The following is a 19,569-nucleotide window of genomic DNA, read 5'->3' as shown; positions in this document are numbered from 1 at the left end:
TCCGATCGTACCGGGACTTCTGCAGCCTGCGCGCCCGCGCCCGCGCGGAACCGGGCGCGCGTGCCAGGCTGGGAGCATGTCGCACAGTCAGCCAGGCCGGGAGTGGTGGCGCTCCGCCGTGGTCTACCAGGTGTACCCGCGCAGCTTCCAGGACTCCGACGGCGATGGCATCGGCGACATCCCCGGGATCGTCTCCCGGCTGGACTACCTGCACGATCTCGGCGTGGACGTCATCTGGCTCTCGCCGGTGTACCGCTCGCCGCACGACGACAACGGCTACGACATCAGCGACTACGAGGACATCGACCCGACGTTCGGCAGCCTCGCCGATATCGACGAGCTCATCGCGCAGCTGCACGCGCGCGGGATGAAGCTCGTGATGGATCTCGTCGTCAACCACACATCGGACGAGCACGCCTGGTTCGTCGATTCGCGGTCGGGTCGGGATGCCGAACACGCCGACTGGTACATGTGGCGCGATCCGCGCCCAGGTGCGGTTGGCGGCCGGCCGGGCGCGGAGCCGAACAACTGGGGCTCCTTCTTCTCCGGTTCGGCGTGGGAGTGGGAGCCTGCGCGCGGGCAGTACTACCTGCACCTGTTCTCCCGGAAGCAGCCCGACCTCAACTGGGAGAACCCGGTCGTGCGCCGCGCGGTGTACGACATGATGAACCGCTGGCTGGACCGCGGCGTCGACGGATTCCGCATGGACGTCATCAACTTCATCTCGAAAGACCTCGCCCTTCCCGACGGCGAAGTTCTCCCCACGGGCTTCGGTGACGGCATGCCGTTCTTCCGCAGCGGCCCGCGGCTTCAGGAGTTCCTCGCCGAGATGAAGGCCGAAGTCTTCGACGGCCGGGAGCAGGACTACCTCACGGTGGGCGAGATGCCCGATGCGACGCCCGAGCTCGCCGCCCGGCTGACCGACTCGCGCACGGGTCAGCTGAGCATGATCTTCCAGTTCGAGCACGTCGGACTCGACCAGATCGGCGGCAAGTGGAACGTCGGCGAGCTCGACCTCCGCGACCTGAAGCGCTCGTTCGCGCGCTGGCAGGAGGCGCTCGCCGAGCACGGCTGGAACAGCCTGTACTGGAACAACCACGACCAGCCGCGCATCGTTTCGCGCTGGGGGAACGACCGCGAGCACTGGTACGCGTCGGCGACCGCGCTGGCCACGGTCCTGCATCTCCAACGCGGCACGCCCTACGTGTATCAGGGCGAAGAGCTCGGAATGACGAACGTGCCGTTCGACGACATCGGTGCCCTCCGCGACATCGAGTCGATCAACCATTACGCGACCGCGGTCGATCTCCTGGGTCACGAGCCGGAGGATGTGCTGGCGGCGCTGCGCGCAATGGGTCGCGACAACGCCCGCACGCCGATGCAGTGGACCGCCGAGCCCGGCGCCGGCTTCACCTCCGCCACCCCGTGGATCGGGGTGAACCCGAACCACGAGCGCGTGAACGCCGCGGCCCAGGTCGGCGACCCGGGTTCTGTGTGGGCCCATTACCGTCGCCTGATCGCGCTGCGGCACGAGGACCCCGTCGTCGTGCAGGGCGACTTCCGGATGCTGCTCCCCGACGACCCGGCAGTGTTCGCCTACACGCGCGAGGCTGAGGGGACGCGCCTCCTGGTGGTGGCGAACCTCTCCGACGACACGGTCGAGTGCGACCTCGCGGGCGACCGGCTCGTGCTGACGAATCTGCCCGAACACGCCGGCGTCGGGGGCCGGCTGGCGCCGTGGGAGGCCCGGATCTACCGGTCCACCGTCGCCTGAGCGCGGCGCAGCGGTGGCAGCCGGCGGTCGGCCGGGAGCAGCGATGCGGGATCATCCTCGTCCCAGCGCTGCCAGGTCTGCAGGATCCAGAACAGCAGAAACACCACGAGGGCGACGGCTTCGCCGACGAGGATCCACGGCGGAGCCGCCCCATCGGCATCCCGTCGTGCGAACGTCGCGGCCAGCAGCACGATCATGTCCACGACCAGCACGGCGGCGATCGCGATGTACGTGATCCGCAGCCACCGGGGCGGCGTCCGGCTCGACGTGCGCCAGAACGCGTTGAGGACGGCATCCGCGGCGATCAGCCCGAAGAAGATCACCGTTGCGCTCACGTGCGCGAAGCTCAGGAACGCCTCCGGAGCGATGAGACCGGTCACGGTCACCAACACCAGCACGATCACGCCGAGGATGATCGAGAACAGCGATCCGGGGGCCTGTCCGAGCGTGCGCAGGACGAGCGCGACCGCCAGGACCACGGCGAGCACGACCAGATACGTCACCACGCCGTTCGCGACGTCGGGCCGCGCCACGGGCGGCACGCAGGGGCTGCACGGCACGTCGACGCCCGGGACGGACGCCGACCCGATCACGGTGGGAACGAGCGCGACCAGGGGAGCGAAGAGCGCCGCCGCGTCGAGGATCACGCGCTCGGCTCCGCGGCCGGACAGGGCGAGCAGAGCGAGCGATGCCGCGATCAGTGCCCCGACGAAGGCGTTGCGCGCCGGCGTGTAGAAGTAGTCGCTGATCGCCGAGAGCCAGCCGAACCCCGGGACCGCCGCGAGGACGGCGACCAAGATCACCACGACCGTGCCGCCGATCGCGAGTCGGAGGTAGCGGTGGGTGCGCTGGGGCGACGTGGACGTGCTCATGATCACCCTCCGACGCGACACACGGGGGCCGTGCCACGCAGGACCCATTCTCCTGCAGGGCGACGACCCCCGTGCGGCCTCCCCCCGGAGGCCGATCGCGCAACCGGCGCGATCAGCGGTTCTCGGCGGCTTCCTCCGCAGCGATCTCGGCCTCGACGGCTTCGTCCAGCGCCTCGTCGAACTCGGCCTCGGCTTCCACGAGCTCCAGCGCGGCGAAGGCGGCGGCGACGTCGACCGGGTTGACCCGGCCGTCCGCGATCACGACGCCGCCGGCGCGACGCGCGGCAGCGGCGAAGGGCGCCGCCCACAGGTTCTCGTACACGAGGACTCCGGCGACGCTGCCCGGGCTCATCTCCGCGGCGAGGATCTCGACGTCGTCCTCCGCGAGCAGGCCGGCCAGGCCCGCCTCGATCTGGGTGAGCGGGCCGAGGTCCTCGGTGTCCGAGAGCTCGACGGCGTCCAGGTTGCCCTCGGCGTCCTTCGTGATGACGATCATGTCGATGACCCGGATGGTCCCGGCGTCGACGAGCCGCACGATCTCCTCGGCGATCTCGCCGGTGAAGTTCTGCGCGCCCGCCGGGAACTCGACGATCAGATAGTCGACAGGCCCGTACTCGTCCTCGTTCTCGGCCATGGAAAACCTTCCTCTTCGTGGGAGCCGTCGCGGCTCATGATCACGTTAGGCAGACCTCCACCGAGCGACGTCATGCAGATCGGGTGATATCGGCGGGGTGAGGTCGGAGGGTGATGCGAGACTCGATCGGATGAGCGATGAGACCCGCACGGCCGCCCTCGAGATCCTCCGTACGCTCGTGGGTGCGCCGGACGCCGACTTCCACGACGGGCAGTTCGAGGCGATCCGCTCCCTCGTCGACGACCGCAGCCGTGCCCTCGTCGTCCAGCGCACGGGGTGGGGCAAGTCCGCCGTCTATTTCGTCGCGACGCTCCTGCTCCGCCGCCGGGGCGGGGGGCCGACGGTGCTCGTCTCGCCGCTGCTCGCCCTCATGCGCGATCAGATCGCCGCCGCCGAACGCGCGGGCGTGCGCGCCGTCGCGATCAACTCCACGAACGCGCACGAGTGGTCCGACGTGCTCGGCCGGCTGCAGAACGACGACGTCGACGTGCTGCTGCTCTCGCCCGAGCGGCTGAACAATCCGGCGTTCCGCGACGAGCAGCTGCCGGCGCTCGTCGAGCGCATGGGGATGCTGGTCGTCGACGAGGCGCACTGCATCAGCGACTGGGGCCACGACTTCCGTCCCGACTACCGGCGACTGGGCGAGCTGATCCGCCGCCTGCCGGCGGGGGTGCCGATCCTCGCCACGACGGCGACCGCGAACAGCCGGGTCGTGACCGATGTCGAGGAGCAGCTGGCCGGCGGCGGGGTCGAGGTGGTCACGATCCGCGGGCCCCTCGCGCGCGCGTCGCTCCGGCTCGGCGTGCTGCGGCTGCCGGACGCCCGGGCACGCCTCGCATGGCTGCTCACGCACCTCGGCGACCTGCCCGGCTCGGGCATCATCTACAGCCTGACGGTGAGCGGGGCGCAGGACGTCGCGCGGCTGCTCCGGGATGCCGGCCACGACGTGCACGCGTACACCGGGCAGACGGATGCCGCCGAGCGCGAGGAGTCCGAGGCTCTGCTGAAAGCCAACCGGGTGAAGGCGCTCGTCGCGACGAGCGCGCTGGGGATGGGGTTCGACAAACCCGACCTCGGCTTCGTCGTGCACCTCGGCGCTCCGTCGTCCCCCGTGGCGTACTACCAGCAGGTGGGCCGAGCGGGGAGGGCGACGGAGAACGCCGACGTCCTGCTGCTGCCCGGTCCCGAAGACCCCGACATCTGGCGCTACTTCGCGACGGCGTCGATGCCCACGCAGGAGCGCGCCGAGCGGGTGATCGCCGAGCTCGGCGACCACCCGCTGTCCACTCCGGCCCTGGAGGCGCTCGTCGACATCCGTCGCACGCCGCTGGAGCTGCTGCTCAAGGTGCTCGACGTGGACGGTGCGGTGCGCCGGGTGCGCGGCGGCTGGGTCGCGACCGGCGCGCCGTGGACCTACGACGCCGAGCGCTACGAGCGCATCGCGCAGGCGCGCCGGATCGAGCAGCAGCACATGCTCGACTACGAGCGCACGGACGGATGCCGGATGGAGTTCCTCCAGCGCACCCTCGATGACCCGACCGCGGCGCCGTGCGGGCGGTGCGACGCGTGCGCAGGAGCGTGGTATCCCACCGACATCGCGGAAGCGGCCACGGGCTCGGCCGACGCGTCGCTGGCGCGCGTGGGCGTCCCCATCGAGCCGCGGGCGCAGTGGCCGACCGGAGGCGACAAGCTCGGCATCCCGCTGAAGGGCAACATCCCGCCGGCGGAGCGCGCCGAAGAGGGCCGGGCGCTCGCGCGGCTCACCGATCTCGGCTGGGGCGGCTCGTTGCGCGCCCTGCTCGAGGGCGGCGCAGCCGATGCCCCGCTCACGCCGGCGATGCGCGACGCCGTGGTCCGGGTGCTCGCCGACTGGCCCTGGACGGCGCGGCCGGCATCCGTCGTCGCCCTGCCGTCCCGTCGCCACCCGCAGCTCGTCAGTTCCCTCGCCGAGCAGCTCGCGGCGGTCGGTCGGCTGCCGTACCTGGGCACGCTGGCCATCCGGGGCGGCGGCCCGAGCGGCGCCCCGGGCGGCAACAGCGTGTTCCGCCTCTCCGGGCTCTGGGACCGTTTCGACGCGACGGGGCTCGAGATCCCTCCGGGGCCGGTGCTCCTGGTGGACGATCTGGCCGACAGTCGATGGACGCTCACCGTCGCCGCGCGCGAGCTGCGCCTCGCCGGCGCCGAGGCCGTCCTGCCGTTCGCCCTGGCTCTGCGCGGTTAAGGACTGCCGGCCAGCTGTTCATTCGGCGTCGCTGCGTGCCGAAAGACTGCTGGCTGTGACCGATGTCGTCCTCGCCGGCCGGTTCGACCTCCGTCGGCACCGCTCAGCAGTCGCCGGGCACGCGCACGGGTCGTGCGCGGCCGATCAGGCGGGGATCGTCGCCGTGTCGATCACGAACCGGTAGCGCACGTCGCCGCGCACGACCCGGTCGTACGCCTCGGTCACCTCGTCGGCGCTGATCGTCTCGATCACCGAGGCGATGCCGTGCTCGGCGCAGAAGTCGAGCATCTCCTGCGTCTCGCGGATGCCGCCGATGTTGGAGCCGGCGAGCGAGCGCCGACCGCCCACGAGCGAGAACACCCGGAACGTCTGCGGCTTCTCGGGCAGGCCGACGAACACGAGCGCGCCGTTCAGGCGCAGCGTCTGCAGGTAGCGGTCGACGGGGATGTCGGCCGAGACGGTGTTGATGATGAGGTCGAAACGACCGCGCAGCTCCTTCAGCGCGCCGGCGTCGCCGGTGCCCTCGGGGTCGGTCGCGACATAGTCGTCGGCGCCGAGAGCGAGTCCCTCCTCCTTCTTGGCGAGCGTGCGCGAGAGCACCGTCACGTGCGCGCCCATCGCGTGGGCGATCTGCACGGCCATGTGGCCAAGGCCGCCCATGCCGATCACGGCGACCCGCTTGCCGGGGCCGGCGCCCCAATGGCGCAGCGGCGAGTACGTCGTGATGCCGGCGCACAGGAGGGGGGCCGCGACGTCCAGGGCGATGCCGTCCGGGATGCGCAGCACGTAGTTCTCGTCGGCGACGATCTCGGTGCTGTATCCGCCGTAGGTCGGGGTGCCGTCGTACTGGCGGCCGTTGTAGGTCGCGACGTTGCCCTTGAGGCAGAACTGCTCCTCGCCGGCCAGGCAGTTCTCGCACTCCCGGCACGAATCGACGAAACAGCCGATGCCGACGCGGTCGCCGACGGCATGCCGGGTCACCTCGGAGCCGACCTCGGTGACGATGCCCGCGATCTCGTGACCCGGGACCATCGGGAAGATGCCCGCACCCCACTCCTCGCGAGCCTGATGGATGTCGGAGTGGCAGATGCCGGCGAAGGCGATGTCGAGGCGCACGTCGTGCGGGCCGACCTCGCGGCGCTCGATCGTGCCGCGCTCGAAGGCCTGGCCGGGGGTGGGGACGAGAAGGGCGGGAGTCGTTGAGGGCATCCCCTCATTCTCCCAGACGTACGCTGGGGGGATGCCGCAGCTCGACCATCCCGTCACCGTCATCATCCCGTGGCGACCGGCGCCGTCCCGGGTGCCCGCTTTCGATTTCGTCGTGGACTGGTACGCCCGTCATCTGCCGGAGTTCCGCATCCAGACGATCGACACCGACGACGATGTCTTCGTGCTCGCCGCGTGCCGCAACCGGGGCATCGCCGCGCACGATCCCGACGAGGTCGTCGTGGTGTGCGATGCCGACACGCTGCCCGAGCCCGAGCCCCTCCGCGCCGCGGTGATCGCCGCGCGGACGAGCGGGCTCGTCCATCTGCCGTACACCGAGTACCACTGGCTCGGACGCGAGGGCGACGCGCAGCTGCGCGCCGGTGTGCCCGCCGCCGAGTGCGACTACGAGCTCGTGATCGGCGCGTGCTCGGGCGTGTATGTGACGACGCCGCGCACATGGGCGTCGCACGGAGGCCAGGACGAACGGTTCCGCGGGTGGGGTTTCGAGGACGCGGCGTGGTTCCTCGCGCACAACGCGCTGCTCGGCGCGGAGCCGGTCCGTCACGAGGGCAACGTGTACGCGCTGCACCACGCGGCCGAGGTTCGCGCCGGCGCACGGTACGACGCGAACGCGGCGCTCATGGAGCGCTACCGCGCCGCGGAGGGCGACCGTGAGGCGATGGCTCAGCTCGTGGCCGGATCGGGCGCGCTCAGCAGCTCGTAGGCGATCGCGGGGCCCGGCATCCGCTGCTGCTCCCGCGCGATCCCGCGCAGGAGGGGCGAACCGGCGAGCTCGCGAACGGTGCGCAGCGCCGTGACGAGGTCGGTGACGGATGCCGCATTCGGGTCGAGCGCCGCTCCCGCCCCCGTCCGCTCGATCGCCGCCGCACCGGCGAACTGGTCGGTGGAGAACGGCAGGACCAGAAGCGGCACCCCCTGACCGATCGCTTCGGTGACGGAGTTGTTGCCGCCGTGGGTGACCGCCGTCGTCGCCGCCGAGAGGAGTCGCACCTGCGGCAGGTAGTCGCGGACGAGCCAGTCCTCGGGGATCTCGCCGAGCTCGGACACCGGCGTCGATCCGGTGGCGATCGCCGCCGGCATCCCGATCTCGATCAGCGCTTCCGCGACGCGACGCAGGACGTCACCGCGCACCGAGAGGAAGCTCCCGAAGCTCACGTACGCGAACGCCGGGGTCGCCGCGATCCAGCGCTCCACCTCGTCGTCGACCGCTTCGACGCGTCGGGTCGAGCCGAGGAACGCGTGCGGAGGCAGTGCGCGCCCGTCGCCGTCGGCCAGCGCGGCCGGATAGTTGTAGAGCACGAGATCGCCGTGCTCGCCGAAGGCGTCGGCCGTGAGCGGCGCATCGGGGCGCAGTGCGCGCGCCGTGCGGTTCCATTCCGCGGTGAAGCGCGCGGACACTTCCTCGCACAATGTGCGCAGGTCGCTCAGCTCGGCCTCGTCGGGGTCGAACGCCGTCGGCCAGAACGGCGGATACCCGTAGACCTCTCCGGCGACCGGCAGGGCGCTCGGGTGGCCGAGCACGACGTCGGCGTAACAGATGCCGGCGGTCTGCAGGGCGAGCCGCGCGCTGAAGGCCAGATGGTCCACGATGATCGCGTCGGGCTGCACCGCATCGACCGCGGCGAGCACGCGGCGGCCGGCATCCACCGGTTCCCACATGAGGTCGGTGAGCCGCTCGCGGGCCTGGTAGCGCAGGGTCGGCACCATGCCCCGGCGGGTCGCGTCGAAGAACCCGCGCAGCGAGTCGGACTCCTCCGCGGGCTGCTCCTCCGCGCGGATGACCCGCGCATTGCTCCCGCGGCCGAGGGGGAGGTCGAGGCGCTCGAAGCCGAACTCGCGCACGATCGGGTCGGTGGCAGGCCCGGTGGCGACCACGACCCGGTGGCCGGCATCCCGCCACGCGGTGGCGATCGTCGCGAGCGGCAGAAGGTGCGAGGCGTAGTCGGGACTGATGACGAGCAGGGTCATCGCGCGCACCTCACGAGAGCGCGACGCCGTCGACCGCGTTCGCCGCGCGGATCAGGGCCTCTTCTTCGGCGGCGACACCGCGGTACACCGGTCCGAGCGCGGTGGCCATCGCCTGGATCGTGAACTTCGTGCGCACCATGTCGTGCGCGGCCCGCACGCGGTCCTCGTCGGGTTGGGCAGCCGCATCGAGGGCGGAGGTGACGCCGGCCTCGAGCCGGACGGGATCCCAGGTCTGGGTGAGGACGCCGGTCACGCCGTCCTGCACGTACGTCGCAGGTCCTCCACCGTCGGGGGCGACCACCATGAGGCCGGTCGCCATCGCCTCGAGCAGCGCGATGCCGAACTCCTCCTTCACGCTCGCGCACACGTACACGCCACCCGCGGGGCTGAGGCCCGGCATCCCGAACCGTGCGGCGGCGAGCCAGAACGCCGCGACGCCGTTCGGGCGGTGGCCGGCGAGGAGGAGTCCCGACGACGGGTCCGGGACGGCCGCGTGGATGCGGTCGAGCTGCTCGCGCTCGTCCAGTGACGGGTGCTCGAGCTCGCCGCCGATGATCACGAGGTTCGCGCGATCGCGCAGCGGTCCCGACGCCCACGCCTCGACGAGGGTCGCCATGCCCTTCACACGGTGGAGGCGACCGAGGCTCACGATGAGCGGAAGGCCGCGCCGCTCGGGAGCGAGCTGCTCGACGAGCGCACGGAGCTCGGCGATCGCTCCCGGTGCGACGCCGCCGTCCGCGTGCGCGCGAGCGGCATCCGCGGCGCGGTCGACGACCGCGAGGTCGACGCCCTCGGCCACGATCGTGTGCCGCTCGGGGTGCGCGGTGATGTCGATGCCGACGAGCTGCGCCATGTCCCGCTGCAGATCGGGGCGGGGGAAGAGCACGGTGTGCGCGGCGTTCGACGCGAGGCTCGTGACCAGCCGCGCCCGGAACCAGAAGTGCTCGACCAGGTCCACCTCTCCGAACCGCTCGCGGGTCAGCGCCCCCGAGCGGTCGAGGGAGCGGATCACGGCGTGCGGGTCGGGCGCGACCGTGAAGACCGTGGGGATGCCGAGCTCGCGGGCGACGTCGGCGGCGGCGAAGCTTCCGACATCGGCCATCCGCAGGTGGAGGAGATCGACGGGCGCCGCGGCGCGGAGGATGCGACGGATGCCGCGCCGCGCGGTGACGCGGAGGGGCCAGGCGGCTGCCGACGGGACCGGCTGCGGCAGCAGCGGAACACGCCCGTACACGTGGCCCGACGTCGCGGAGCCGATCTCGAGCAGGTCCTCGGCGGCTTGCGGGACCGGGCCGCGCGACAGCGTGATCACGCGGTCGACCCCCGTGGTGGGATCGGCCACGAGCGCGTCGCCCAGGCGCACGAGAAGCGTCGCGATGCCGCCGTTGTCCCCGGCGCCGACCGACGCGAGAGCGGGGTCGATGTCGGCGTGCAGGAAGAGCTGCCCGACAGTGAGGCCGTCCGCGCGGGCGACGCGCGGGTGGGGGACGGCATCCAGGTCGATGAGCGCGAGCCGCGCGACTTCGGCGATCCGACCGTCGCCGCTGACGAGGTCTTCGAGCAGCGCGGGGATCGCCGGCGCCCCGCGGCGCTGTCCGAGCGCGGCGATCGCCGCCACCCGGACCTCTTCGTGTTCGGCGCGGTCGGCGGCGAGTTCCAGCAGCGGCCGCGTGGCGATCGCGTGGCGGACGAGCCCGAGCGTCTCGGTCAGCCGCGCGCGGGTCGAAGGTTCACGCTCGCCCAGCAGCGCCGTCTCGAGCGCGACGGCCAGGGTCTCGGCCGCGGTCGACGACCACTTCTCCAGCGTGCGCTGCGCGAGCATGCCGGTGAAGCCGCCCGCGGCGACCAGGGCGATGAGTCTGCTCATCGCGTCGAAACGGGGCAGGACCGAACCGAGCGCCCACGCCGCGTGCTCGCGGATCGTGGCGCGCTCGTCCGAGAGCAGCGCGGTGAGCATGCGCGCGGCCTGCTCGTCGAAGATCTCCGCGAGCGCGTGCACCGCGGCGATCGCGGCGACCTGATCGTCGCCGTTGAGCGCCGACGCGAGGATCCGCAGGGTGCGCACCCCCGGGTCCCGACCCGCCTCGAAGGCGAGGTCATCGGCGAGTCGCATCGCCTCGACGATTCCGGGCGCGTCGCGCACCGCATCCAGAGCAGTCTGAACGCCCATTCACGGTCCTGTCCTCCGCGCCGACGACAAGCGGGCGGGCGTTCGATGGTAGCCCGGCGGGAAGACGTCCCGGGTGGACTAGCGTGTACTGGTTCCCCCCGAATAGTCTGAGGAGCTTCTGCGTGCGTGTCGTGACCCTGGGCGATGTCGGTGTGATCGACGACATGATGCACATCGGCGATGAGGCGATGTTCCGCGCCGCGCGCGATGAGCTCGCGGACCGCGGTGCCGCCGTCACCTCCGTATCATCCGTGCCCGCCGAGACGGCGGAGCGCTACGGCGTGACCGCGGTGGGACGCATCCGCTTCGACGGCTTGGACCGCGCGGCGTCCGAAGCGCGGCTCGGCGCGGTGCTCGCCGCGGCCGACGGTACGGGCGCGCTGGCCGACGATGACCCGGCGCATGCGGTGATCGCGGCGGTCGCCGACGCCGACGGCGTGCTGATCGCCGGCGGCGGCAACATGGCCTCGACCTGGCCCCTGCACGTGTACGAGCGCGCCGCGCTCGGCGGGGTCGCGCAGCGCCTCGGCCGCCCGCTCGTCGTCTCCGGGCAGACTCTGGGACCCGACCTCCGCGGCCGCGATCGGGAGCTCGTCGCCCAGCTGGTGCACTCGGCGCGCCTCGTCGGTGTGCGTGAGGCGGCATCGCATGCGCTCGCCGCGGATCTCGGCGTGACCGCCCGGCTCGGCGTCGATGACGCCTCCTTCGTGTCGGCGGATGCCGCCGCCCCGGTGACCGGGGGAGTGCTCGTGAGCCTGTCGCTCTCCCTCGGCGGCGCATCGCGGGCCGAGACCGTCGCCGCCGTCGCCGCGCTCGTGGATGCGGCCGCCGAGCTCGCCGGCGAGCCGGTCCGGTTCCACGCCCACTTCGGCGCGCTCACGGGCGCGTCGCCGCGCGGGGACGCGGTGCTGCACGATGAGGTCCGCGCGGCGATGCGGACGGGCTCCACCGTCGTACCCACCGGCGATGTGCCCGCTGCGGCTGCTCTTGCCCGCTCGGCATCCCTCCTCATCACCGGGCGCTATCACCCCGCGGTCTTCGCCGCGCCCGCCGGTGTCCCGGTCCTCGGTCTCGTGACCGACGAGTACACGGCGGTCAAGCAGCGCGGCGCTCTGGCCCACTGGGGTCAACAGGCCACCGTGCCGATCTCGGCCGCGCAGAGCGACGGAATCCCGAACCTGCGCGAGCTGTGGGCGGAACGCGACGGAGTGCGCGCCGAGGCCGGCCGGCGGCGGCCCGGCCACCTGGCCGAATTCGGCGGATGGTGGGACGCGGTGGCGGACGCGCTGGCCTGAGGCGCCGGTCACCACGGGCGGGGTCCGGCCGTCCGCCGCGCGCGGGACGACGGATACGCTCGAGGTCATGGGGGACGGTTCCGCACTCGTCGTGATGGGGGTGTCCGGCGCGGGCAAGTCGACGATCGCGGCCGCCGTCGCCGCGCGGGTGGGCGGGATCTTCCTCGACGCCGACGACTTCCACCCGGCATCCAATGTCGCCAAGATGACCGCCGGGATCCCGCTCGACGACGACGACCGTGCGCCGTGGCTCGCGGCGGTCGGCGATGAGATCGCGCGCCGCACCACGGCCGGGGAGATCGTCGTGGTGGCGTGCTCGTCTCTCAAGCGCGCGCATCGCGACGCGCTGCGCGCCCGTGCGGACGGCACGTGCTTCGCGCTGCTGGACGGATCACCCGAGCTGCTGGCGACGCGCCTCGGCGCGCGGGCCGACCACTTCATGCCCGCGACGCTCCTGAACTCGCAGCTCGTCGCGCTCGAGCGGCTTCAGCCCGACGAGACCGGGTTCGCGGTCGACATCTCTCAGACTCCCGATGCGATCACGGCCGAGGTCGTGGCCTGCTGGCGGGACGTGGCCGAGGCCGCAGCGCGGCATCCGCGAATCTGAGGAGATCGAGGTTCCGGAGGTTTTCCGGCGCCGAAATCACCTCCCGAACCTCGATCTCCTCCGAACTCGCGGTCACACGTGGTCGCGCCACGAGTGCCGGGGTGCGTAGCCCAGCAGCCGCCGCGCCTTGTGGATCGACAGGAGCGTGTCGTGCTCGCCGAGTTCCGCGGTGGTCGGCACGTCGGGGAACACCGCTGCCACGAGCTCGGCGTTCGGGCGTGACATGACGGTGTCCGCCGCGGCGATGATGAACGTCTCGAAGCCCGCGGGCGCGTTCTCGAGCGCACGCTGCACGGCCTGCGCCCCGTCGCGGGCGTCGATGTAGCCCCACAGGTTCCATTTGCGCAGCAGCGGATCGGCGTCGAAGGACGGGAACTCGGCGTAGTCCTCCGGGTTCATCACGTTCGAGAAGCGCAGGGCGGTGACCGAGAGATCGGGGTGCCAGCGCACGAGCTCGGTCGCGAGCTGCTCTTCCAGCACCTTGACGATCGAGTAGACGCTCTCGGGGCGCGCGGTGTACTCCTCGTCGACCGGGATGTACGGCGGCGGCACGTCGAAGGGCAGCCCCAGCACCGTCTCGCTCGAGGCGTAGACGATGCGACGGATGCCGAGCCGGACGGCCGCCCAGAACACGTTGAACGTGCTCGCCATGTTGTTGTGGAAGGTCGCGACATCCGTGCGCAGGCCCGGGGCGGGGATCGCGCCGAGGTGTACGACCGCGTCGTAACCGTCCGAGCGGTCCACGCCGCCCAGCGCGTCGACCACCTGTCCGTAGTCCGTCAGGTCGACCTGGACGAAGCCGTCCTGCCGCGGCCCGACGATGTCGAGTCCGGTGACGTCGTGGCCGGCATCCCGGAGTTCGCGGAGGACGACGGAGCCGAGCTTGCCGGTCGAGCCGGTGAGTGCGATGCGCATTCGTCCAGCTTGCCCCTGCTCCTGCGCGAAAGGGCACGAACGTCCGGGTTCGACGGCGTGTTGCCCTGCAGATGTGCCCTCTCTCGGGCGGCAGAGCGACTTTCAGGGATCTGCCAGGATTCCGCTGCGCGGCCCGGAAAGACGCGGAATACGGATGTCGAGCGCGACCGCTCGGCGGCGTGTCGGGCGTGTGCGTCCAATCCGATCCGCGGATGTTTTCGGATCACCCCCTGTGCGGCGAAAGCCCGCATCGATTGGAGAGAGAAACATGCGAAAGATCACCCGTCTCGGACTCATCAGCACCGCCGGCGCGAGCGCCGCGGCCCTCGCCGTCGCCGGATTCGCGCTGCCCGCCTCGGCGGACACGTGGAACCCGAGCGAGGAGACCACGACGACCGTGACCGAAGCCTCCACCTCGATCGAGGGCTTCCAGACCTGGTTCCGCGAGAACGTGCTCGGAAGCGGCAACGACACCACCGCCGGCAACCTCGGCATCGACGGCGGCCTGATCAACGGGCCGCTCGTCAGTGACTCGCTGAACCCCGCGGTCCTGTCGGGCAACGACGTCTCGGCGCCCGTCGGATCCGGCAACGACGTGTCCGCCCCGATCGACGCCCCGATCGGCTCGGGCAACGATGTCTCCGACACCGAGCTCGGCTCGGTCGGTGACGTCGCGAACGGAACCGACGTGGGCGGCGACACCGGCGTGTCCGTCGGCGACATCGGCGCCGAGGTCGATGACCTCGTCGGCGACGTGAGCGGGGACGTCGACTCCCTCGTCTCGGGTCTGCTCGACTGACCCCGTCTCCTTGCGAAGCGGCGCCTCGGCCTTTCGGCCGGGGCGCCGCTTCGTTCCTGCTGCTTCGCGAGAGGGCACAAACGTGCGTCTCCCACGGCGTGTTGCCCTACAGATGTGCCCTCTCGCGAAGCAGTAGGGAATAGACGCACGAATTGGTTGTTGGGTCAACCAACGGCGGGCCCACACGAACCCACCGACGAGGGGGGAGACCGATGACCACGACCGCTCTGGATTGGCGCCCGGCGCCGATCCACACCGGCGGCGCCGCCGCCGACGCGACCCGGATGGATACCGTCGAACTCCTCGTCGGAGACCTCGACGCGCAGACCGAGTTCTACCGTCGCGCTGTGACGCTCGATGTGCTCAACCAGTCGGGGGCCCGCGCGACACTCGGCCGCGACGGCATCCCGATCATGACCCTCACCCACACGCCCGACCTGCCGCCCTTCGACCGGCGCGACGCCGGGCTCTACCACACGGCCATCGCGTTCCCCGATCGTGCGGCGCTGTCCACTGCCGTGCTGTCGATGGCGCGCCAGGCTCCTCATCTGTACGAGGGTGCGACCGACCACACGTTCAGCAACGCCTTCTACTTCCACGACCCGGAGGGCAACGGCATCGAGTTGTACTGGGACCGACCCGTCGAGGTGTGGCAGAACAAGCCGGCCGGATGGATGCCGCAGAACACCGCGATCGACCCGAACGCGTTCCTGCGCGAGCACTTCGATCCCGCGCGCGAGACTCAGGATGAAGCCACGATCGGTCACGTGCACCTGCAGGTCGGCGACATCCCCACCGCACGCCGGTTCTACGTGGACATGCTCGGCTTCGACGTCACGATCGACGTCGGCTCCGCCCTGTTCATCTCCGCCGGCGGCTACCACCACCACATCGGCCTGAACACGTGGCACAGCGCCGGCGCGGGACCCCGTGCCGTCTCGCTCGGCCTCGGTGACGTGCGATTGCGGATGCCGGACCGCAGCGACGTGCTCGCGCTCGCCGACCGCGCCCGGCATCACGGGGTCGCCGCCGAGGACGATGGTGAGAGCCTGCGCCTGCGCGACCCCTGGGGGACGCTGCTGACCGTCACCCGGGAAGGCGCTGCGGCATGAGCGCGCCGATTCCGTTCCCGCCCGCCGCGGAGGTCCGCAGGGAGGTGCGGATTCCGCTCCGATTCAGCGACGGCTTCGAGGCGGACGCGCGCGTGTCGACCTTCCGTCATCTCGCCGACGGCGCGGAGCACCTGCTGCTGCGCTTCGACGGACCGGGCGAGGCGGAGGTCCCGCTCGTCCGTCTGCACAGCGAGTGCCTCACCGGCGACGTGTTCGGCTCGCAGCGCTGCGACTGCGGTCCGCAGCTGCGCGAAGCCGTCGAGAGGCTGAGCCTCGAGGGTGGTGCGCTGCTCTATCTCCGTCAGGAGGGGCGGGGCATCGGACTCTACGCGAAGCTCGACGCGTACGCCCTGCAAGACCAGGGGCTCGACACGTACGAGGCGAATGCAGCGCTCGGCCACGGCGAGGACGAGCGCGACTACACGGCGGCCGCGCAGATGCTGCAGGCCGTCGGCATCCGTCGCGTCCGCCTCCTGACGAACAACCCGGACAAGGTCGCGCAGCTGGAGGCGCTCGGAGTGGACGTCGAGGAGACCGTGCCGACGGGCGTGCACCTGACCGCGGCGAACGCGCGGTATCTTCAGGCCAAGCGCGACCACACCGGCCACCTCTTGAACCTCCCGGCGGCGTGACGACGCGCGGAGCGGAGCGGACGATGACCCACCCGGTGCCGCGGATGACGCCGGAGGAGGCGCAGGCGTGGCTCGGTCTCATCCGCGTGTGCGACCTGCTGCCGAGCGAGCTCGACTCGCAACTGCAGCGGGACTCGGCGATGACGCACTTCGAGTTCGGTGTCATGACCTACCTTCGGTGGATGCCGGAATCGACGGCATCCATGAGCGAGATCGCCGAGGCGACGAACGCGACGCTCTCGCGGCTGTCGCACGTGTGCTCGCGGCTCGAGCGGCGCGGCCTCGTGCAGAAGTCGACGTCCCCGGCCGACCGGCGGGTCTCGCGAGTGACGCTGACCAATGCCGGGCGACGCGAGCTCGTCCGCGCCACACCGGGGCACATCGCCACCGCCCGCCGGCTCGTGATCGATGCGCTCTCGCCCGAAGACCTCGCCGATCTCGCGCGGATCACCGCCAAGCTCGGCGAGCAGCTGGACCCGGAGCAGCGATTCGCGACGGGGCGGTAAGGCCGCGGCATCGAGCCTGGTGACGATAACATGGGGCCTTCCGACCCTCGCGAGGCGCATCCCATGAGAACTGTTCTGTCCGGTACCCAGCACGCGCTCCGCGCGGGCGACTACGAAGCCGTCATCGCGAGCGTGGGTGCGAGCCTGCGCTCCCTCACCTTCGCGGGGCGCGACCTCGTCGTCCCGTTCGACGCCGATGAGGTACGACCTTCGTATCGGGGCGCGACGCTCGCGCCGTGGCCGAACCGCATCGTCGACGGGCTGTATGCCTTCGGCGGGACCGAACGCCAGGTCGCACTCACCGAACCGGCCCGGCATCACGCACTGCACGGCCTGGCCGCCTGGCTCGACTACGAAGCGGTCGACAAGGGGCCGAGTCACGTCACCCTCGAGGCTGCGGTCGAGCCGCAGACCGGGTATCCCTGGCGCGTCGTCATCCGCACGACGTTCTCGCTCGATGCGGAGGGGCTGACGCAGACCGTCACGGCGACGAACGAGAGTCCGGATGCCGCTCCCTGGGGCACCGGCCCGCACCCGTACCTGGTGGCGGGCGCCGGTCACGTCGATGACTGGACGCTGGACCTGCCGGCCGACGAGGTGCTCGCAGTCACGCCTGATCGCCTCAGCCCGATCGGACTGCGCCCGGTCGACGCGGACGATCCGGAACGGTTCGACTTCCGCGCCGCCCGCGCGATCCGTGCGGTGGAGATCGACCACGCCTATACGGCGCTGCAGCGCGACGAGGCCGGCCTCGCGCGCGTGCGGGTCACGGACGCGGCCGGTTCCGGCGTCGAGATGACGTGGGATGCCGCGTGCCCCTGGGTGCAGATCCACACGTCCGACAAGGGTGTGGGCAGGCCCGGGCACCGGACGGGTCTGGCGGTGGAGCCGATGACCTGCGCGCCCGATGCGTTCAACGCGGACCGATACGACTACGACGCGGGCCTGATCGTCCTCGAGCCGGAGGCGTCGGCCTCGGCATCCTGGCGGATCTCCGCCGTCTGACCCGAGGTCCTCGCCCGCCCGCGCCCCTGGGTTTGTCGCCGAGGTGGTCTCTTCCTCGCCGAGGTGGTCTCTTCCCCGTCGAGGTGGTCTCTTTCCCGTCGAGGTGGTCCCTTTCCCGTCGAGGTGGTCCCTTTCCCGTCGAGGTGGTGACCACCATCTCGGCGGAGAACCCACCATCTCGACGGAGAACCCACCATCTCGGCGGGGAACCCACCATCTCGGCGGAGAACCCACCGTCTCAGCGGGGGAGCACGCGCGCGGCGGGATGGGTGAGTGCGAGGCTCAGTGGTGCGAGTGCTCCACCATCTCGCCGTGCGGCACGGCGTGACGGCCGGCTTCGGTCGCAGCCAGCGCCGGAGTGACGGCGCCCGAGACCAGCACCGCGGCGACCACGAGCCCGATCAGACCTGAGCGGCCGGCATCCGATCGGCGAGTCGCACGCGCGCAGCCCAGGGCCACGGCGATCAGCAGGACGATCGCCACGGCCACGGCGAACACGCTGATCCGCACGGGGTCGAGCGCCAGCGCGGTCGCTGTGACGAGGATCCCGGCCAGGGACCCGGCGATGCTCGCCCGCGGAGCGACGATGCGTCCGCGGGCCAGGATCACCGCACCCCAGCCGAGGGCGCCGGCGCCGATCACGATCAGGGAGATCCCGACCACCCCGATGGCGGGATCGTCCTGCACCGTCGTGATGGCGCCGGCACCGAGCGCGATCTGGACCAGCCCTGCGCCCCACGCGACGATCGCGGGCCAGATCGAGGCGGTCGCGCGGCCCCCCGAGGCGACGACCTCCTCGTCCGATGTGGCGATCGTGCGCGGGGCGGTCAGGCTGTCCATGTCGGCTCCGTTCAGGCGGCGCGGGTCGACAGGCCCGCGCGCGTGCCGCGCTCGGCCCCGAGCCCGACGCCCAGCAGCACGATGGCGCTGGCCAGGTGCAGGAAGTGGTCGAACGTGTTCAGCGCGAGGATGTTCAACGCCGTGCCGACCAGGAAGAACCCGACGATGCCGAGCAGCAGGTAGACCGCACCGATCGTGATGTTCACGCCCTTCGCAGCACGCGCCGAGGTGAGCCCCGCGATCAGCAGCGCGGCGCCGATGAGCAGGTGGGCGACGTTGTGCAGCGGGTTCACCATGAAGATGCCCAGCAGCAGGCCTCCTTCGGTGGCGAGGAAGCCGACGCCGCCGGTGACGGCGAAGCCGAGCAGCCCGACGAGGATGTACACCGCTCCGAAGATGGTCGCGATGAGGCGGTTGGGTGACGAACGCATGAGGACCTCCTGTGTGGTGCGCGGCGTTCGTGCCGCGCTCAGAGGGTGTTCGGAGGCGCGTGCGGATCGGTTTGCCGCGCCGCAGAAATCCCCTCGGACCAGCGCAGATGCGCCCCTATGATGAGCGGCATGAACCTCGCCTCCCTCTCCCGGCTCACCGAAGTCACGCCGATCAGCACGAACGTGAACGACGCCCTGTTCAACGTCACGACGGGCATCCTCACGTTCCTCTGGTACGTCCTGATCGCGATCGCGATGTGGATGGTCTTCAAGAAAGCCGGCTGGCCCGGCATCCTCGCCCTGATCCCCATCGTCAACATCGTGATCCTGGTCAAGATCGCCGGCTACTCGGGGTGGATGTCGCTGCTCTACCTCATCCCGATCGTCAACATCGTGTTCTCGATCATCGTCGCCATCAAGGTGGGCGCCGCATTCGGCAAGGGCGGTGCCTGGTCGTTCTTCCTGCTGTGGCTCATCTCCTTCATCGGCTTCTTCATCCTCGGTTTCGGCGACGCCACCTACTCCAAGCCCGTCCGCGCCTGAGCGGATACGGAAAAG

Annotated in this window: 20 protein-coding genes; 12 read left to right on the top strand and 8 right to left on the bottom strand. The window is 71.2% G+C overall.

Annotation, left to right across the window (positions count from 1 at the left end; translation table 11 throughout):
• Window positions 1–76 precede the first annotated feature (76 nt).
• Complete coding sequence (locus ABD197_RS15145; RefSeq protein ID WP_344055687.1) at window positions 77–1,774, top strand: glycoside hydrolase family 13 protein; 1,698 nt, start codon at window positions 77–79, stop codon at window positions 1,772–1,774.
• On the opposite strand, the gene ABD197_RS15140 is transcribed toward ABD197_RS15145, so the two are convergent.
• Entirely contained in the window at window positions 1,753–2,646 is an 894-nt protein-coding gene (locus tag ABD197_RS15140) for a hypothetical protein (protein ID WP_344055686.1), read from the bottom strand. The two genes, ABD197_RS15145 and ABD197_RS15140, sit on opposite strands and share 22 nt — an antisense overlap.
• A gap of 112 nt (window positions 2,647–2,758) precedes the next feature.
• The gene (locus tag ABD197_RS15135) at window positions 2,759–3,280 is read right to left on the bottom strand and encodes a DUF6325 family protein (RefSeq protein ID WP_344055685.1); all 522 of its coding nucleotides are present in this window, start codon (window positions 3,278–3,280) and stop codon (window positions 2,759–2,761) included.
• 130 nt (window positions 3,281–3,410) lie between these two features.
• On the opposite strand from ABD197_RS15135, the gene ABD197_RS15130 reads away from it, so the two are divergent.
• Entirely contained in the window at window positions 3,411–5,501 is a 2,091-nt protein-coding gene (locus ABD197_RS15130) for a RecQ family ATP-dependent DNA helicase (RefSeq protein WP_344055684.1), read from the top strand.
• A 55-nt stretch (window positions 5,502–5,556) separates the two neighbouring features.
• On the top strand, window positions 5,557–5,685 hold the full coding sequence (locus tag ABD197_RS15125) for a hypothetical protein (protein ID WP_344055683.1): 129 nt from the start codon (window positions 5,557–5,559) through the stop codon (window positions 5,683–5,685).
• On the opposite strand, the gene ABD197_RS15120 is transcribed toward ABD197_RS15125, so the two are convergent.
• The gene (locus tag ABD197_RS15120) at window positions 5,646–6,710 is read right to left on the bottom strand and encodes an NAD(P)-dependent alcohol dehydrogenase (protein ID WP_344055682.1); all 1,065 of its coding nucleotides are present in this window, start codon (window positions 6,708–6,710) and stop codon (window positions 5,646–5,648) included. The genes ABD197_RS15125 and ABD197_RS15120 overlap by 40 nt on opposite strands.
• A gap of 31 nt (window positions 6,711–6,741) precedes the next feature.
• Here ABD197_RS15120 and ABD197_RS15115 point away from each other — a divergent pair, with 31 nt between their 5' ends.
• Window positions 6,742–7,434, top strand: a complete 693-nt coding sequence (locus ABD197_RS15115; RefSeq protein WP_344055681.1) for a hypothetical protein — start codon at window positions 6,742–6,744, stop codon at window positions 7,432–7,434.
• Here the strand turns inward: ABD197_RS15115 and ABD197_RS15110 are convergent.
• Complete coding sequence (locus ABD197_RS15110; RefSeq protein ID WP_344055680.1) at window positions 7,395–8,699, bottom strand: glycosyltransferase; 1,305 nt, start codon at window positions 8,697–8,699, stop codon at window positions 7,395–7,397. The two genes, ABD197_RS15115 and ABD197_RS15110, sit on opposite strands and share 40 nt — an antisense overlap.
• 10 nt (window positions 8,700–8,709) lie before the next feature.
• On the bottom strand, window positions 8,710–10,869 hold the full coding sequence (locus tag ABD197_RS15105) for a glycosyltransferase (RefSeq protein WP_344055679.1): 2,160 nt from the start codon (window positions 10,867–10,869) through the stop codon (window positions 8,710–8,712).
• Window positions 10,870–10,991: 122 nt separating this feature from the next.
• Here ABD197_RS15105 and ABD197_RS15100 point away from each other — a divergent pair, with 122 nt between their 5' ends.
• Both ABD197_RS15100 and ABD197_RS15095 read left to right on the top strand, forming a co-directional pair.
• On the top strand, window positions 10,992–12,164 hold the full coding sequence (locus ABD197_RS15100) for a polysaccharide pyruvyl transferase family protein (RefSeq protein WP_344055678.1): 1,173 nt from the start codon (window positions 10,992–10,994) through the stop codon (window positions 12,162–12,164).
• Between the two features lie 67 nt (window positions 12,165–12,231).
• On the top strand, window positions 12,232–12,771 hold the full coding sequence (locus ABD197_RS15095) for a gluconokinase (RefSeq protein WP_344055677.1): 540 nt from the start codon (window positions 12,232–12,234) through the stop codon (window positions 12,769–12,771).
• Between the two features lie 72 nt (window positions 12,772–12,843).
• On the opposite strand, the gene ABD197_RS15090 is transcribed toward ABD197_RS15095, so the two are convergent.
• Window positions 12,844–13,686 (bottom strand): NAD-dependent epimerase/dehydratase family protein, encoded by an 843-nt coding sequence (locus tag ABD197_RS15090; protein ID WP_344055676.1) that lies wholly within the window; start codon window positions 13,684–13,686, stop codon window positions 12,844–12,846.
• Window positions 13,687–13,954: 268 nt separating this feature from the next.
• On the opposite strand from ABD197_RS15090, the gene ABD197_RS15085 reads away from it, so the two are divergent.
• The 5 genes from ABD197_RS15085 (at window position 13,955) to ABD197_RS15065 (ending at window position 17,740) form a co-directional block, all read left to right on the top strand.
• Window positions 13,955–14,485, top strand: coding sequence for a hypothetical protein (locus tag ABD197_RS15085; protein WP_344055675.1), 531 nt, complete (start codon window positions 13,955–13,957; stop codon window positions 14,483–14,485).
• A 212-nt stretch (window positions 14,486–14,697) separates the two neighbouring features.
• Window positions 14,698–15,597 (top strand): VOC family protein, encoded by a 900-nt coding sequence (locus ABD197_RS15080; RefSeq protein WP_344055674.1) that lies wholly within the window; start codon window positions 14,698–14,700, stop codon window positions 15,595–15,597.
• On the top strand, window positions 15,594–16,229 hold the full coding sequence (locus ABD197_RS15075) for a GTP cyclohydrolase II (RefSeq protein WP_344055673.1): 636 nt from the start codon (window positions 15,594–15,596) through the stop codon (window positions 16,227–16,229). Before ABD197_RS15080 ends, ABD197_RS15075 begins: the two co-directional genes overlap by 4 nt.
• Window positions 16,226–16,735, top strand: coding sequence for a MarR family winged helix-turn-helix transcriptional regulator (locus ABD197_RS15070; protein WP_344055672.1), 510 nt, complete (start codon window positions 16,226–16,228; stop codon window positions 16,733–16,735). The genes ABD197_RS15075 and ABD197_RS15070 overlap by 4 nt, the downstream gene beginning before the upstream one ends.
• 63 nt (window positions 16,736–16,798) lie before the next feature.
• Window positions 16,799–17,740, top strand: a complete 942-nt coding sequence (locus ABD197_RS15065; RefSeq protein ID WP_344055671.1) for an aldose 1-epimerase family protein — start codon at window positions 16,799–16,801, stop codon at window positions 17,738–17,740.
• Window positions 17,741–18,022: 282 nt separating this feature from the next.
• On the opposite strand, the gene ABD197_RS15060 is transcribed toward ABD197_RS15065, so the two are convergent.
• Both ABD197_RS15060 and ABD197_RS15055 read right to left on the bottom strand, forming a co-directional pair.
• Window positions 18,023–18,580, bottom strand: a complete 558-nt coding sequence (locus ABD197_RS15060; protein WP_344055670.1) for a hypothetical protein — start codon at window positions 18,578–18,580, stop codon at window positions 18,023–18,025.
• Window positions 18,581–18,591: 11 nt separating this feature from the next.
• A complete protein-coding gene (locus ABD197_RS15055; RefSeq protein ID WP_344055669.1) occupies window positions 18,592–19,011 on the bottom strand; it encodes a DUF4383 domain-containing protein in 420 nt (139 codons plus the stop codon).
• A gap of 129 nt (window positions 19,012–19,140) precedes the next feature.
• On the opposite strand from ABD197_RS15055, the gene ABD197_RS15050 reads away from it, so the two are divergent.
• Window positions 19,141–19,554, top strand: a complete 414-nt coding sequence (locus ABD197_RS15050; RefSeq protein ID WP_344055668.1) for a DUF5684 domain-containing protein — start codon at window positions 19,141–19,143, stop codon at window positions 19,552–19,554.
• Window positions 19,555–19,569 lie beyond the last annotated feature (15 nt).

Origin of the sequence: Microbacterium lacus, assembly GCF_039531105.1 — a bacterium.
GTDB classification, from domain to species: domain Bacteria; phylum Actinomycetota; class Actinomycetes; order Actinomycetales; family Microbacteriaceae; genus Microbacterium; species Microbacterium lacus.
The sequence above is the reverse complement of the archived record's forward strand: the minus strand, read 5'-3'. Positions and strand labels throughout refer to the sequence as shown.